At 53.5% G+C, this 14865-nt stretch carries 10 protein-coding genes and 3 pseudogenes; 4 read left to right on the forward strand and 9 right to left on the reverse strand.

All coding sequences use genetic code 11. The features are described from left to right. Nucleotides 1-331: 331 nt before the first annotated feature. From ACR0I7_RS16380 to ACR0I7_RS16390, 3 genes and pseudogenes are all read left to right on the forward strand, one after another. Nucleotides 332-1249: a TniB family NTP-binding protein gene (locus ACR0I7_RS16380; protein WP_480512899.1), complete on the forward strand. Its 918-nt coding sequence runs from the start codon at nt 332-334 to the stop codon at nt 1247-1249. Between the two features lie 35 nt (nt 1250-1284). Next, the gene (locus ACR0I7_RS16385) at nt 1285-3072 is read left to right on the forward strand and encodes a TniQ family protein (RefSeq protein WP_480512901.1); all 1788 of its coding nucleotides are present in this window, start codon (nt 1285-1287) and stop codon (nt 3070-3072) included. 648 nt (nt 3073-3720) lie between these two features. After that, nucleotides 3721-3828: pseudogene (locus ACR0I7_RS16390) on the forward strand (IS6 family transposase); the annotation flags it as partial. Nucleotides 3829-3885: 57 nt separating this feature from the next. Here ACR0I7_RS16390 and ACR0I7_RS16395 read toward each other — a convergent pair. The 4 genes and pseudogenes from ACR0I7_RS16395 to ACR0I7_RS16410 form a co-directional block, all read right to left on the reverse strand. Beyond that, a complete protein-coding gene (locus ACR0I7_RS16395; RefSeq protein WP_480512903.1) occupies nt 3886-4674 on the reverse strand; it encodes a sulfotransferase in 789 nt (262 codons plus the stop codon). A gap of 165 nt (nt 4675-4839) precedes the next feature. Beyond that, nucleotides 4840-5172 carry a hypothetical protein gene (locus tag ACR0I7_RS16400; protein ID WP_480512905.1) on the reverse strand — a complete coding sequence of 111 codons (333 nt, stop codon included), beginning with the start codon at nt 5170-5172 and terminating at the stop codon, nt 4840-4842. 258 nt (nt 5173-5430) lie between these two features. Further along, entirely contained in the window at nt 5431-7407 is a 1977-nt protein-coding gene (locus tag ACR0I7_RS16405) for a heparinase II/III domain-containing protein (RefSeq protein WP_480512907.1), read from the reverse strand. 504 nt (nt 7408-7911) lie between these two features. After that, nucleotides 7912-8049 (reverse strand): annotated as a pseudogene (locus ACR0I7_RS16410) (transposase); the annotation flags it as partial. On the opposite strand from ACR0I7_RS16410, the pseudogene ACR0I7_RS16415 reads away from it, so the two are divergent. Continuing rightward, nucleotides 8050-8247: pseudogene (locus ACR0I7_RS16415) on the forward strand (transposase); the annotation flags it as partial. A 56-nt stretch (nt 8248-8303) separates the two neighbouring features. On the opposite strand, the gene ACR0I7_RS16420 reads toward ACR0I7_RS16415, so the two are convergent. The 5 genes from ACR0I7_RS16420 to ACR0I7_RS16440 form a co-directional block, all read right to left on the reverse strand. Beyond that, entirely contained in the window at nt 8304-9704 is a 1401-nt protein-coding gene (locus tag ACR0I7_RS16420) for a TRAP transporter large permease (RefSeq protein WP_480512909.1), read from the reverse strand. 11 nt (nt 9705-9715) lie between these two features. Further along, nucleotides 9716-10348, reverse strand: coding sequence for a TRAP transporter small permease subunit (locus tag ACR0I7_RS16425; RefSeq protein ID WP_480512911.1), 633 nt, complete (start codon nt 10346-10348; stop codon nt 9716-9718). Between the two features lie 69 nt (nt 10349-10417). After that, the gene (dctP, locus tag ACR0I7_RS16430) at nt 10418-11428 is read right to left on the reverse strand and encodes a TRAP transporter substrate-binding protein DctP (protein ID WP_170640036.1); all 1011 of its coding nucleotides are present in this window, start codon (nt 11426-11428) and stop codon (nt 10418-10420) included. A 125-nt stretch (nt 11429-11553) separates the two neighbouring features. Beyond that, the gene (locus tag ACR0I7_RS16435; protein WP_480512913.1) at nt 11554-12894 is read right to left on the reverse strand and encodes a sigma-54-dependent transcriptional regulator; all 1341 of its coding nucleotides are present in this window, start codon (nt 12892-12894) and stop codon (nt 11554-11556) included. Continuing rightward, a complete protein-coding gene (locus ACR0I7_RS16440) occupies nt 12891-14621 on the reverse strand; it encodes a sensor histidine kinase (protein WP_480512915.1) in 1731 nt (576 codons plus the stop codon). The genes ACR0I7_RS16435 and ACR0I7_RS16440 overlap by 4 nt, the downstream gene beginning before the upstream one ends. Between the last annotated feature and the right edge of the window lie 244 nt (nt 14622-14865).

Here is a 14865-nt window from a genome sequence, read left to right on the forward strand (position 1 = left end):
CTTGAGCTACGCAACGGCTCCGCTCAGCAGGCCTTGACCGCAACCTAAACACGAGAAAGAAACAGGAACGGATTCTACATCCAAACGGCCCGGATCAAGGGGCTGGGTCACCTATCGATCTTCGATGACACTGTTGACCAACTAGATGGGCTTCCGAGCGCTGACGACGGGTTGGGTTTCATAATAGGCGAGCCAGCACCCGGCATCGAACAAGACGTTGCCGCAGAGAAAGCCACCCCGTCTTATGTAGACGACACGCCGATAGCGAAACCCGACTCTGGGGATAGTGGTTTCGATTATGACACTGATTGGTGGCAGGGGGACAACGACGATGTCTGATCATGTTTCCACTATGACCAATGCCGGTCCAATATTCATAGACAGCCGCGACGCCAAACGGATCAGGGAGCGGATTACAGAGACGTACGAGGACTTTGTAATGGCAACCAGATCCGGCCGACGTTTCGAGGCGCGCGGGATTGCCATTCTGGGTCTGACCGGAACCGGAAAATCTGAGGGAACTATGCAGGCACTAGAGGCGCTCGGGATGGCCGAAACCAACGCAGGGGACCCAGAAAGACCATTTCTGAAACTCGACCTTGGAGCGAGAGCGACATTGAAATCGCTCAGCGCGGCACTGTTAGAAGAGCTCGGTTGGCCGGCCCGCCAGAAAGATAGCGCCGAAGCCATGCTGCGCTCGAGCCGCAATTACATGGCTAAACTTAACACCAAGATTTTGGTGATCGACGAAATCCAACACATCAGATCGACGGGAAAACAAGATCGAGAGGATCTGCAGGATTTTCTCAAATCGCTGGTAAAGCCGCGCGTTGGCCAGATCATTCCAATCCTGATTGGCATGCCCGAATTTGACGATGTCCTCGCATCAGACGGTCAGTTGGATCGACGTTACAGAAAGGTCAGAATGTCGAGTTTTGATCCGGCGTTAGACCTCGCGCGGACGATTCGGGTATTGAAGATAGTAGCTGAGAATACTGGTATCGCCTTGGGTGCCAGCGTCATGACCCAGAACTTCGCAGCACGTCTCATGCACGCAGGTATGTATGCCTTTGGCGAAATCTGCGTCTGGTGTCAGCGTGCCGCATCAAAAGCATATCGGAGCGATGCAGATGAGCTTGTCATCGCACATTTCCAAGACTGCTACCGACAAGAAGAAGACTGCGTTCCCGCACTCAATCCGTTTATCGACGACGACTTCGAAACCATAAAAATCAAACCCCAAGAATAGCTGTCGCACAAGACGGCCCAACAACGAGCAGAAAAATGATCACAGTTCTACCATTAAAGACATCGGCGCTAGCCGATGAACCCGGATTCTCACTACTTGCCCGGAACACCGCCAACAACGCATCCAGCACCACACAAGAATTCTGTACAGCGACAGGACTGTCAAAGGCGAATGTCTGCACCGGCCGTCAGACCGAACTTGATCGCTTGGCCGATCTTACGGCTTCTGAGCGATCGAGCTTGACGCAAAACAGCCCAGAACAGCTGTCACGAACCTACTCACGCCTGCACGGTCAGCAGTTCCTGACGCGGTCGTTGCGCAAGCAAGACCTTGCGATCTGTCCGGTTTGCTGGCTGGAGACGGGAACGTCCGACAAATCCCAGCTACATCTCCGCCGAAACTGGCTTCCTCGCCCAATACAGACCTGTCCGATTCACAACGTTGCTTTGATACCGTTGCCGTATGCGGACTACACCTCTTGCTATGACCATATTATGCGTGCCCGCTTCGAGCGCGGCTGGCTTGATCGGCTGCCACGATATGTGCAGCCCATGCGTCAAAGTCCCTTCGAGCGCGCCGCTATCTGCCAAATCGAAAGTAATAAACCAATGTGCAATTGGATCGGTGATGTTCAGATCGACGTTGTGGAGCGTTGGTGCCTCGGTTTAGGGCATTTCGTCAAATGGGGCGCCGGCCATCCAGATGATCAAACTCGTGAACAGCAGTGGAATGCGATCAACGCTGGCTTTGCAATTACTGAACAAGGTGTGTCCTCAGTGTTTGAGGCTGTCGATAAGGCCCTCTGCAAGCATCGTCTTCGGCTGAGCAAAACCTGGCTGCACAACTGGGCTTTGCTGTCCGTCAAGCCAAAGGAACGTTCGTTCTTTCGGGAGTTGATGAGGCAGCTATGCGCCGATCAGAGCCACTTTTGTCTGACCAGCATCTCGCAAGAGGTCAGTGTTGAACGATATGTCGATGCCAACATTGTTGCGATTGCCAAGGCAGCAAATCGGCACCACAGCTGGATCAGGATGGCACTGGTACGTGACGGATTACTGCCCGAAGGTGGAAACCCTCAGCAACAGAACCTAAAGGTTCAGATGCAAAAATGCTTGGCCCACATCCAAGACTTAGTGAAAAGCCTGGATACGACCAAGGGTGCTAAGCTTCTTGGCATTGGCACAAAAGGGTTTGAAGCGCTGGTGAATGACGGTCTGCTTCGGCCGATCAGAAGCACTGCCCACAAGAAACGGCGGTTTCGGCGAGAAGGTATTGAGGGCTTTTCGGCTCGGATTCAGGAGCATGTTGCTGGCAACAGCCCTGCTGACAACGCTGATTATTGCAGCATCCATCAAGCGTGCTTTGCTTACGGATGCACCACACCGCAAGTCATTCGGCTCATCCTGACCGACCAATTGGCTGGCTCGTATCAACATGAAACCGAAGTTGGCATTGCCGGCATTCGTGTTCTCAGGTCTGCACTTGTTGCCAAGCTTCCCATCTTCACCAGCGAACACATCACACCATATGATCTGACCAGGCAGCTTGGCTTAGAATACGCTGAACTCAAACAGTTGAATAAACTCAACCTGCTGCCATGCTATCCAACTCCATCCGGCTGCCGGCGGAGAATTCGGAACAGTGTGAGCGTCATAATTCTCGATCAGTTTCTGGGGCGTTTTCAAACGGTGCGCAGTGCAGCGAGTGTGTTGCAGATTGAGGAAAGCGATCTCCAGAAACGCATCAATGAAGTAGGGATTTATCCATCTCCAGATGCTGGTGGCCTGCCGGTATATCCGGCATCCGAACTGCTAAGCCTCTAATCTAAAGTCAAAATTTCTATGCTGTTTCCGGCCGCTTCCTGCGGCCTTTTGTTTGCCTTCACGCCCATAAGACTCGCATCTAACCCGGATGAAGTTGGGGTTCTATACGGACAGTTTCGGAAAAGTGTCGTATTATCAGTGTGTTGAAAATAGAAAAGACTCGGTTTCAGACCGGACTCCACACATTGTGCTGTGTCGTCCGGTATGAATCGGAACTTGTCCGGTTAGAAAACCGACTTTTGTCGGGCAAGAACGCAACCTTCACCAAATTCGGCGGATTTGATAGTGGGTTCTCGGCCAAGTTTGCCGATTTGGTCATTCCAGGAACTACTGCGGCACATGCTGCTTAGCGACATAGAAATCGGTACGGAGGGCGGAAACCGGTCGTTCGCTGCGGGGGCATTCACCCTTTGGACGGCATCACAAAGCGGACCTACAAACAGTCGTAGGAAACGCGGATGGTAAGACGATTCAGTCTCAGAAGGCACAGCTTTGCCAAAAAAGTGCGGCTCACCTTGGTCCGTGCTCGGCTAAGTATCGGGCCTCTTCATACGACAACTTAATCGGGACCAATTAGTATTCACAGCTATAGCCATCATCATCACTATTCAAGAGGCTCCGGGCAATCAGTCAGCTCAGGCAACAACGTCAGCGGCTGCAACGTTGGACGGAAGCGAAATCGCGAACATGATCCGCAAAGGTCAGTTCACGCCCGGTCTCCGTCCGTTTCGGCAATTCGCAGAACTGGCCGCCTAAATGCTCTGCAATCGCTTAAACAGGTCACCGTTGTCAAATGATTGCAACAGAGCCATCTTAGTTGTCCAAAGTGATAAGCTTTCGAATATTCGCCCACATCAGTATTGCCTGCGATTTCTGTGGTTCTAGTGAGCTAGAAATCAAGTCTGAGTACTTTAGCTTTGGTGAATCAGGACGCTTGTGTAGGTGGCCGGTTTTCGCAGTTAGCATCCCCGGCTCGATTCCGGCGAAGGAGCTGAGCGTGTGGTTGGAAACTGACAAATACTCGGTCCCCAATACAAGGCGCCGGTTTCGAGGCACGACAGCAAGTATCCGTTCGTTATGACTGATCCAGAATTGCAACAGCTGACGCGAGAGTTCCGGCAATGCTTTTCTATACACTTCAGCATCTTGCACCATTGAAGGATCGTAGCAGACACTGCTGACCCTGGCCAATCGCATGAAGCTGGTAGGGTAAGGTAGTCCCCGGATGCTTGCGTCAGTGGCGTCTCGATGCAAATGCGCCAAAACTGACTCAAGCCAGCTTAGGGGCTCGCGTAACACCACCAAAAATTTGGCTAGAGGCATTAACGTCGTGAATTCCCGAGCAAACCAGAAATTGACGCTGGAGCTATCGACTTCAAGCTGTCCAAGTGCTTGTCGAGTTAACAAAAATGCACGGAGCTCAATCTGGCTGATCCTGCAGTCATCATATGCTTCAAGTATCTTGGTCGCCGCAAGATCGGCTCTGATCTGGTCGCCGTAAAAACTCGCCCGTGCGGGTGCGTTACCTGTTGCGTCGGCATTCGCCCAGACCGGGGCTTCGGTATCGCGAAACCGGCGCGGACCGACCCAACCATCCAGCACGGGTGAGTATACATCTGGTCCAAAAGGGCTATCTCCCGCTAAGCGAGTAAAGCGGTACGCACCATATGGAGTTTCTTCGGCAGGAGGCAGTGCGTCGCCCAATGCAAAAATGGCATCATTACCTACCAGAAAATGCTGAGCACGCTGGAAGGTTGCCAGGTCGTCTTAGATCAGTAACGCAATTGGTTGTCCCAAATACAACGGTACAGTTCCGGGCTTACAGAACAGGTCAGTATTGAAGAACCCGGTTGCCACCAGTCCGGCCTTGTCCAAATCATCAGCGGTGACAACCCGATCCGGTTGCATCTCGTCACCTAGCCCGGACAGGTCCAAACCTTTGAAAGTTTTCTGAGCCTGTGAAGACAAAACGAGAGTCGCGTAGCTCATATCATCCGGCCAGCCGTCTAAATCTGCGCCGCGCATATCGCTAGCATAAAGCCTGGCTCGGGTGACTTTAGCATACCCGTCAATGCGGTAGTTGACATCGGTTCCCTCCAACCAGGCTCAATAAGTAAAGGTTCCTCGGGCGAGAACGCATACGTCACCGTGGGTTTGAGGACTTCACACGCGCCCAGCATGCCTCCTGCTATCAATAGACGCCTGCGGGTCCAAAAATGCGGTGACTGTGTCATGGCCGATATACCCTAGGCTGCCTTGTAACCACCATAAGCGGTCAATAAGCAATTTGAAGCAAAACGATATGAAATCGCCAATCAACCGCCAAAAACATGGAGAGCCGGGAATGCGGATCTGCCTCTATCGGTCATTTTCCGACAAAGTGGCTTTCAATCGCCATTCGCTCAATGGAATCACCGTATTTTCAGCTTTGCCCGAGGCGTTCTCAAACAGAACTGCGATAGTTTGCGACGCGCCTGAGTCTTGAGCCTGCAAATCGATCATCAATCTGCTAACACCGGCATTGGGGTTCTGATCGGCACAGTCCGAGTTGTATGGCGTTTCGCATGGATTTGCCGAACGCAAGGAAAACGCGGCTTCAGGCGGTGAAAGAATATGTGCCCGTAGTTCCTGCCCATCCTTCTGCAGAATCGCGGTTTGCCCATTGATGTCGACCATTGCTTCGGTATGCATGGTCCAGGATACCGGGTCTGCGTGGTGTCCTGCTATCTCGTCTTGGATCAAAACTGTCTCTGCATCAATAAGTGCGATGCCGCGCTTTACGGTACCGATGGGCCGATCATAGGGTTCTGAAAGGTCCGCGATTGCAAAGGTAAAATCAGGGAACTGTCCAAACTCTTCGATCTGAGCGCGACCTGTCGTTTTCTGGTTTGCCGACCCAAAAACCAGCGTGTTCTGACCAATCGTGGCAGTGCGATAATAATCAAAGCGTTTGTTCGTGAAATATCCGGGCAGATGGTAGTTGCCAATCCCTAGGTCGGTTGCCCATCTCACTCCATTTGTCTCAAGAACAAATGTGCCTGCATCAAGGTTGTTGTGGTGGCTACGCAGGGGCCCGGCCTTAAAGCCGATAAAAGTTGCTGTTGGATCGTCCCATGCGGATCGCATTGTCACAAGCCCAAGCCCACCGAACCAAAACGCGTTTTGACGCCCGTCGACGGGCCTCGCCTTGGATTCTTGTCGCCAGATCAAGTCCAGCGCAATGTGTGATGAGGGTTTGGAATTCGGAGTACGTCGGTTGTAATCAGGCCGGTTGAAATGTGACGCAAGCCAAGTCAAGGCGACCAAATCAGTGGTTGTGTCGCTATCACCGTAGTTGAATAACATACCGCTCGGTGCCGTTACATGGGTAAGATAGTCGCCAAAATTCGCCAATCCGTCCGTTCTGGACAAGTTAAAATCATGTCCACGGACGGATTCCAAAGATGTAATCGCTATTGCCACATCCCGCGCGGACAACGCACCATACATTGGGCCTTCTGACCAGGCTCCATCCGGAGCAAACATGGCAAATCCATTTCGGAGAGAGGTCTGAGCATTATTGACAATCTGGTCCGCAAACTCTGGCTCAGCGTCAGAAATCGCAAGTGCCGCAACGATCATTCCGGTATTGCAGATGATATTCCAGTTAAACGACGCAACTGGCCAGGTGATATCTGCAGTTGCGGTGCCATCAGGTAAAGACCTTGGAACCGGTGTCGGATGCATCCAACGTTGCGGCACAACCCAACCCTTGTCGAAGTATGCCTTGTCCAACTCATAAATCTTAGAGGCCTCGTTCAACGCTTTGTCGATGAGTGCGGATCTGATGACAGCGTGTTCGCCTTCATCAAGTGTTTCACTGATCCAACTGTAGCCGAGTGCAACGGCCAACGTTACTCTGCTTAAGCCCAGAAAGTGCTCTGGATGCCAAGTCTCCAAATCCGCCAGCTGCATAAGCTCCAGTTTAGTTCGTTCAGCATATCGCTTGTCACGGGTTAATCTCCAAGCCATGCCCAAGGTCGTTAGACGCTCAACCGGCTTTTGGTCAAACCCTACAAATCCCGATTGCAACGTGGAGTCGCGCGCTTTGAGCGTGTCTACAATCGTTGGTCTTTGAAGATAGGTCTCGGCACCCGCCAGCAACTCTTTGTAGCCCGACGCGAAAACGGTGTCTGTTCTGCGCAGGGTTTCAATGCTTTCTACAAGTTTATCGGTCAGCATGATTTGCGGCACAACAGAGTCGGACCAAGCTCTATTGGCAAAAACTATGATCAGGAACGAAGTCGAAGCAAGAGCTGAAAGCTGGGATATTACCTTGCCGATGGCTGAGATCATTCAGAATGCTTCCTTTCCCAAAAGATGGCTGAGCTGGCCATCAGCGTTAAATACTTCGTTCGAAGCGACTTTACCTCTTCAGTCGATCACCCCGAATGTAGTGCACTGAAGCGAACCTAAAGAAGAGATCGAAGTCGTCGCTTTCTGGCTCGCAAGTCAGAGATGCCTGCCTGGTTCTTCTGAAGGGATGGAAGGCCTTTGAGTCGCAAATGGCAAGACTTGTGTGTCAAAGAAAATCGCGTTCGTTTAAAATCAATGCCTTGGATGAGTGGAAGTGGCAAAATTATGTGTCGCCTGGCAGTGAATGTTGCACGTCTGACGAATTTGACCTTTGCGTCATAAACTGACCCAACGCCCCCGTTTTGATACTCCCGCAGACCGTTTATTCGATCTGACTTCTCTTCCGAAAATCAGGTCAGATCTGTAGATCAGACGGCGAAGCTGTCTGTTCCCGCTGACGTCGGACACACGCCGTCTGGCATCTCGCCAGACGGGCATGCTCCCGTTCAGGGCATCCATGATCTGCTCCCACAACCCAGCCAGCATCCAGCGTCGGAACCGGTGACATACACTTGGCCATTCGCCGAAATCATCGGGCAGGTCACGCCAAGGCGCTCCGGTTCGAGCGATCCATAAAATCCCCTACGCACGTGCATCCCAGGCCGCAAACAGCGCAAAACAGTTGTCCGATACGACAAGCGCCGCTACAAACGCCGCAATCGTATCGAGATCATGTTTGGCAGATTGAAGGACTGGCGCTGTGTGGCGACACGGTACGACAGGTGCCCCAAAGTCTTCCTCTCAGCAATCGCTCTCGCCGCTTTGGTCATCTATTGGCTATGTGTCCTGAGCCTAGCTGCACCGGCATACCGCACTCCAAAACCATTCCATGTGTTTCAAACCTGAGCAGGAAGCCATAGGACGATAGCAGGGAAGGCAACGAGCATCGCGATGGTTGCAGCATCCGCCAGAAAGAAAGGCGTTACACCTTTAAAAACATCCTGAACGCTTAGGTCATCACGAACGCCGGCCACGACAAAGCAATTCAGCCCAATAGGTGGGGTGATCAGGCAAAACTCAGCCATTTTGACAACCAGAATGCCAAACCAGATGGCACACATAGGTCCGGACATACCGAAGGTACTTTCGGCTGCACTTACGGCTTCACCACCGTTCAACGCCATGACGGCGGGGTAAACTACCGGCAACGTCAGCAGCAGCATACCTATCGCATCCATGAACATGCCCAGCACAGCGTATGCCAGAAGAATACAGATCAGGATTAGCATCGGAGACATCTCAAGCGATGTGATCCAGTCTGAGAATGCACTTGGCAACTCGGCGAAACCAAGAAAACGAACGTAAACCAAAACGCCCCAGATGATCGTGAAAATCATGACGCTCAGCTTGGCGGTCTCCAAAAGCGCGTCTTTGAGTTCGGACCAGCGCATGCCCCGATACAGCGCCATCAGGAACACCACAAATGCTCCAATCGCGCCGCCTTCGGTTGGCGTACCCCAGGCATCGCCGCCGAACGGGTTGTAGACAAAGAAGATGATGGTGACGACGACAATCACGATGGGCAATGCAGGCGGCAACGAGAGGAAACGTTCTTTCCATGTGAACCCGGTGACTGCGGGACCAAATCCTTTGATCACGACGGCCATGCCAATGATCAGCAAGCCATAAATTACCGCCGAGAACATGCCCGGGATGAATCCGGCCAACAGCAATTTGCCCACGTCCTGCTCGACAATAATCGCGTAGATGACCAGAATGGCCGAAGGTGGGATGAGCGAGGCGAGCGTACCGCCTGCAGCGACAACACCTGCAGCAAAACGCTTGTCGTAGCCGATCCTTAGCATCTCGGGGATGGCGATACGGGCGAACACAGCGGATGTGGCGACCGAGGCCCCGGATACCGCCGCAAACCCAGCGGTTGCGAAAACGGTCGAAACCGCCAACCCGCCCGGGACCCATGCCAGCCAACGCTTCGCGGCTTCGAACAGCGCCTTGGTCAGGCCCGCGTAATAGGCGAGGTAACCAATCAGGATAAAGGTCGGGATAAGGCTCAACGCCTGGCTTGAAATCTTGGAGTGCGGCACCTGCCCTGCTGTTTTGACGGCCACAGTCACAGCCTTGCCGAACCGCGCCGGGTCATACCCAAACTTGGCCCAGAAGATCCAGATCAGACCAACCATGCCTGCTGTCGCGGCGGCAAACGCCACACGCATCCCCAACACCACAAGAACAAGCATACCGCCCGAGACGATCAGACCAATATCAATGGGTTCCATCAGATTTAACCTCAGTTGTCGTGGCCCGAGACGTGCTCGGCTTCCATTGCAGCTTGAGTGGCTGCATCGGCTATTAGTGGGACGGCAATAGGTGCCTGATCAGCTTGCTTGATCGCACGACCGTAGGCCCAGAGTTGCAGAACAAGTCTCAGGCCAAGCACGCTAAAGGCGAAAGGCGCCAACAGCTTTGCCGGCCATAGCGGGATACCTATGTCGATGGAGCTGTCGCGGCTCCAGAGTGGAGCGCCAAAGTCAAAGCTGCGTGCGAAATGCGCCCAGCTCCCCCAGATCAGCAAGACGATCAGCGCCAGAATGACGGCGGTCGTGATGAACTCAACGATATAGAGCATCCGGCCTCTGAGCGCTCCAACAACCATATCCATTCGGATATGGCCGCCATCACGCTGCGCATAAGAAATCCCCATGAAGGCGATCAACGGCATAGCCTGCTCGATCCAGTCCACGTAACCGGGAAGTGGCGCATTGGCAAAATTTCGGCCACCAACGGAGACCACGGCCATGACCATCAGCGAGAACACTGCAAGACCGCTGATCAGCGCCAGAAAGCTCTCCAGTTTGTAGAGACGTTGATCGAGAATGCTAAGACGGCTGTCGTCGGACAGCACCAGGGATGACCCGGCCATCGTTGTACTCCGCTGTCAGGAAAAAAGGCACCCGACGCCAGCTTGGCCGACGCCGGGCTTGTGAGTGGATTAGCTACCGTTTGCGATCTTGCCAGTCACAAGGTCATAGAGCTCTTGTGCTGGCAGGCCGCGCTCGGTGTTTTCTGCAATCCAGGCCTCGGCCGCGGGGGCGGCAGCGGCTTCTTTGAACGCTGCAATTTCTTCATCGCTGAAAGTGACCCGCTCGATGCCGCGTTGATCCAACTCTGGGCCCCACGCTTCCATCGTTTTTGTCTGGTAGTGGCTCACGTAGTGATCCAGAGCCTCTTCCACCGATCCCAGAAGCGCTTCGCGGTGTTCGTCAGACAGATCTTCCAGCGCCAGCGTGTTCACCACGACAGGGCAGTTGACGGTGCCGGGATTGAGGTTCGTCGTCCACCAAGTGCCATTTTCAATGGTGCCGAAGGACATATGCGCATGTGGCGCAAAGCTGACCGCTTTGACGATGCCGCTGTCCATTGCCTGGCGCACTTCGGATGCAGACATTGATGTCGGAACCGCCCCAACAGTCTCCATCGCCTTGCCGATTCCACCTGTCGCCCTTACGCTCAGACCTTCAAAATCGGTTAGAGATTTCGGCGCCTCACCGACGCCAACAAGGTTGTACTGCGGCAGCGGCGATGGCATCAGCAGAGTCGCGTCCCAGCGGGCCAGATCCTCAACAACGGCCGGGTGTTGATAAACGGCCATCGACAGGTCGACTTCTTGTTCAAGGGATGTCACGCCCAGAAACGGCAGTTCCAAGACAGTGATCGAGGGGTTCTTGTCGCGGTGATAGCCTGCGCAGAATTGGGCCATTTCAAACGCACCGATCGAAATCCCATCGAGGTTTTCTTTGTTCTTCGACAAACCGCCATAGCTGATGTTGAGTGTGAACTCACCGCCCGTTTTTTCGCTCACCAGTTCGGCAAGTTTTTCGACGTGTTCGGTAAAGGCGCGACGCTTGCCCCACAGGGAAACGTTCCATTCGACAGCCAGTGCTTCGGATGCAACGGTCAGCGACAGGGCGGCGATGGCCGCCCGGTTAAGATGTTTGCGCATAATGGCTCCTCCCAGATCACGCAATGTGTTTGGGCAGAGTATTCAGGATGCGCAGCAGCCTGCCTATGAAGGAAAACGCGCGTGAAGCTTCGGAGCCCCTGCGGATATCCGCAGAGTAGTTTCGCTTACAAGAGCGCCTCTTTATCGAGACCGAGTTTGACGATCTTTTCGTTGAGTGTCCGACGGCCAATCCCAAGCGCTTCGGCGGCGGCATCCATGCGACCTTTGTGTGCCTTGATCGCTTTGCCGATGAGTTCACGTTCAAAAGCGGCAACCGCTTCGCGCAGCGTATCCGGCACTTCGTCGAAATGCTGATCGCTTTGGATAGCCTGCGCCACCGACCCTCCTCCGCGTCGGGCCGCCAAAATACGCCGTTCGCAGACATGGCGCAATTCACGTACATTCCCGGGCCAGCTATGTGCAAGCAGAGCGACTAAATCGTCCTGATCAAGCTCTGGCGCGTCAATCTCATAAACCTGCGCATATTCGCTCAAGAAATGCGTTGCCAACAGAACCAGATCATCCCGTCTTTGCCGTAGCGGAGGTAAGGACAGGACGACAGTATTCAATCGAAACAATAGATCCTGACGCAGGCGGCCTTCCTCGGCGGCCAATTGAACGTCTTCGTTGGTTGCTGACAAGACCCTGAAACTTACCGGCACCGGCAACACAGCCCCCACCGGTAGCACCTGCTGATCTTCGATGACCCTTAATAGCTTGGCCTGAGCCGCTGGTGGGCATGAGCAGATTTCATCCAGAAACAAGGTCCCACCTGATGCTGCCACAAGCCTTCCGTCGGATTCGCCCACGACGCCGAACATTTCCGCCTCAAACGTATCAGCCGACAATGCGGCGCAATTCAGCGCCAGAAACGGTGCCTCGGGCGAACGGCCCAAATCATGTAAAGCATGAGCTACCAGCTCTTTCCCAGTGCCCGTATCCCCCTTCAACAAAACCGCAACCGATGTATCAGCAAGATCAAGTACGTCTTGTCGCAAGTCTGTAATGGTGTCTGTTTGGCCCAGCAGGATGCGGTCAAGGCCCGACAGTTTGAACAGCCGATCTTTGAGGCGGGCATTACTTCTTCGCATCCGGTTCTGTTCAGCCGCGTGCCTTAGCACCGTAAGCAATCGACGTGGTTCATATGGCTTTTCGATGAACCCATACGCCCCGTCCTGTATGGCCTGAACCGCCATGGGAATGTCACCATGCGCCGAAATCAATACCACCGGAGGCGCCACATGCCTGTCCAGACTGGCCAGCAATTCAAGCCCAGACATACCCGGCATACGCACATCGGACAAAATGACATCGGGCGAGGCGTTGGCCAGATGTTCCGTCACCTGTGTCGCACGTGGCAAGGCGCTAACTGTCCAGCCGGCGGCTTCGAGCAACTCGACAAGGGACTGTCGCATTGATTTGTCATCGTCAACGACCAGAACTTTGAAGGGTTGCTGCTGAGTCATTCGTTCGTTTCTTCATTAATTGAGGCTATCGGGAAGCTGACACGAAAAATTGTTCCGCCGTCATCACGATTTCGGGCCGTCATTGTGCCATCGTGATCTTTGACAATGCTGGTAGAAATCGCCAGTCCTAAGCCCATGCCCCGTCCGCTCTCTTTTGTGGTTACGAATGGCTCTTGCAACTCAGCCAGCGTTGCCTCGCCCAACCCGTGACCGTTGTCCTGAATTTCCAACACTGCCTCATCATCAGAAGCCTTGATAGCGATTTGGATTTCAGGCGCATCCGCACCCTCCGTTGCATCTATAGCATTGCGCAAAAGATTGGTGATGACCTGTTCGATCCGCAGGGCACTGCCCCGGATAAAGACCGAACTGGTCGGCGCATCAAATGAGATTTTCACCCTGCCCTGCTCGATGTTTGGCGCAACCAGAGCCATAGCGGCATTGACCGAAGTGCATAAGTCTACGTCGTCGAACGCCTCATTCTCTGACCGTGCAAAGAACCGCAATTGGCGCGTGATCCCTTCCATCCTGTCGACGAGGCTTCCGATTTTTTGCGGTAGCTTGGTCTCACCGGAAGATGAGATCTCTGCTGCCACAAGGTGATTGCGCATCGCAGCGATGGGCTGGCCCAATTCATGTGTGACAGACGCGGAGAGTTGCCCCAGAGCCGCCAGTCGGCTTGCGCGCTCCAACTCGCTCTGGGTGCGTTTGAGGCTCCTCTCGGCTGTCTTGCGGTCGTCGATTTCGATGGCAAGCCGTTCGTTTGCCTCGCGCAGCTTTGCCTCTTCCTCTTCAGATCTCGCCAAGGCAGCACCTACGCGTCTCGCGCGTTGTATCTGGAAGAAGATAAATGTGAGCCCCGCCAAAAGAACAAAAATTGCAGTTACAAGCCAACTGCGCGCTACGGCCTGATCATCATTTGCAAAATAGTGAAGCGACCAGCCATGAGGCAAATCCGTAGCCGCCAGATGCAAGCGCTTCGTCCCCGCAATTCTGGCCTGCCCTCCCGGCAACTCAACCCAATCCAACGCATCCAAGTCTTGCCCCGGAAACTGCTTGGCATCTCGAATCCGTTTTTGCTGTGGTTCTGACAATGGTGTCAACGCGCGATATTGCCAATCCGAGTTCGAAGAAAGCAAAACGACGCCGTCTTCATTGGCCAAAAGAACCTGTTCGCCCGAGTTTTTCCAACTATCCTGAAGACTAGAAAAATCGATCTTAATCGCTATGACGCCAGTTGAAGTTCCCTGGTCGTCAAGCACTGCGTTGGCGATGAAGTATCCTGGCAGACCAGTCGTCGCACCGATGGCATAGAAACGGCCCTGTTCGCCAGAAATGGCACTTTGGAAATACGGGCGGAAAGCGTAGTTCTGGCCAACAAAGCTCCCTGTGTCGCGGTAGTTCGATGCGGAAATCGTGATCCCGTCTTCGTCCATCAGGTAGATAGCATCCAACCCCGCCTGCTCTGCAAAGTCCTCGAGGCGTCGGTTTAAGGTTCCGGTGCCGTCTCCTTCGGCTGTTCCAACTACAAAGGAATCTTGTGACAGAACATATGTGAGGTGGGAAAACCGTTCGAGTTCGCTGTTTACCGAGCTTTGGTAAAGAGAGAGCCGGCCCTGAGCTTTCGAAAGCTCCTCCGAAACGAAGTACTGGTAAGAAACCAAATAAAGGCCAATGCTAGCGGCAATGGCTATCAAAATACCTACAATATACGAAGCTGATCGCATTGAATGCCCATGAACTGCGACAGCATAGGATCACAGTAGGTATTAGCCGTCCATCCCAAGAGTTCTAAACCGACATTTGGATGTTTAGGCCAAACAAGAATGACCGAGTAATTTGAGAACACGAAGCAATGAACGAACATGCCGAAACAACCATTTGCATTCCGCAAGCAGATTTCGACCCCTTGCGGTCACTCGACCTATATCTCAGACGCTGCGGTTGCAGCCTGCTTTGCGGACATTCGCT

The sequence above is a fragment of the Ruegeria sp. AM1 genome (assembly GCF_056540745.1).

Coding starts and splice junctions, on each gene's coding strand:
- ACR0I7_RS16420 (WP_480512909.1), bottom strand. CDS start 9,704: ATGGAACCCATTGATATTGGTCTGATCGTCTCGGGCGGTATGCTTGTT.
- ACR0I7_RS16380 (WP_480512899.1), top strand. CDS start 332: ATGTCTGATCATGTTTCCACTATGACCAATGCCGGTCCAATATTCATA.
- ACR0I7_RS16440 (WP_480512915.1), bottom strand. CDS start 14,621: ATGCGATCAGCTTCGTATATTGTAGGTATTTTGATAGCCATTGCCGCT.
- ACR0I7_RS16385 (WP_480512901.1), top strand. CDS start 1,285: ATGATCACAGTTCTACCATTAAAGACATCGGCGCTAGCCGATGAACCC.
- dctP (WP_170640036.1), bottom strand. CDS start 11,428: ATGCGCAAACATCTTAACCGGGCGGCCATCGCCGCCCTGTCGCTGACC.
- ACR0I7_RS16425 (WP_480512911.1), bottom strand. CDS start 10,348: ATGGCCGGGTCATCCCTGGTGCTGTCCGACGACAGCCGTCTTAGCATT.
- ACR0I7_RS16435 (WP_480512913.1), bottom strand. CDS start 12,894: ATGACTCAGCAGCAACCCTTCAAAGTTCTGGTCGTTGACGATGACAAA.
- ACR0I7_RS16405 (WP_480512907.1), bottom strand. CDS start 7,407: ATGATCTCAGCCATCGGCAAGGTAATATCCCAGCTTTCAGCTCTTGCT.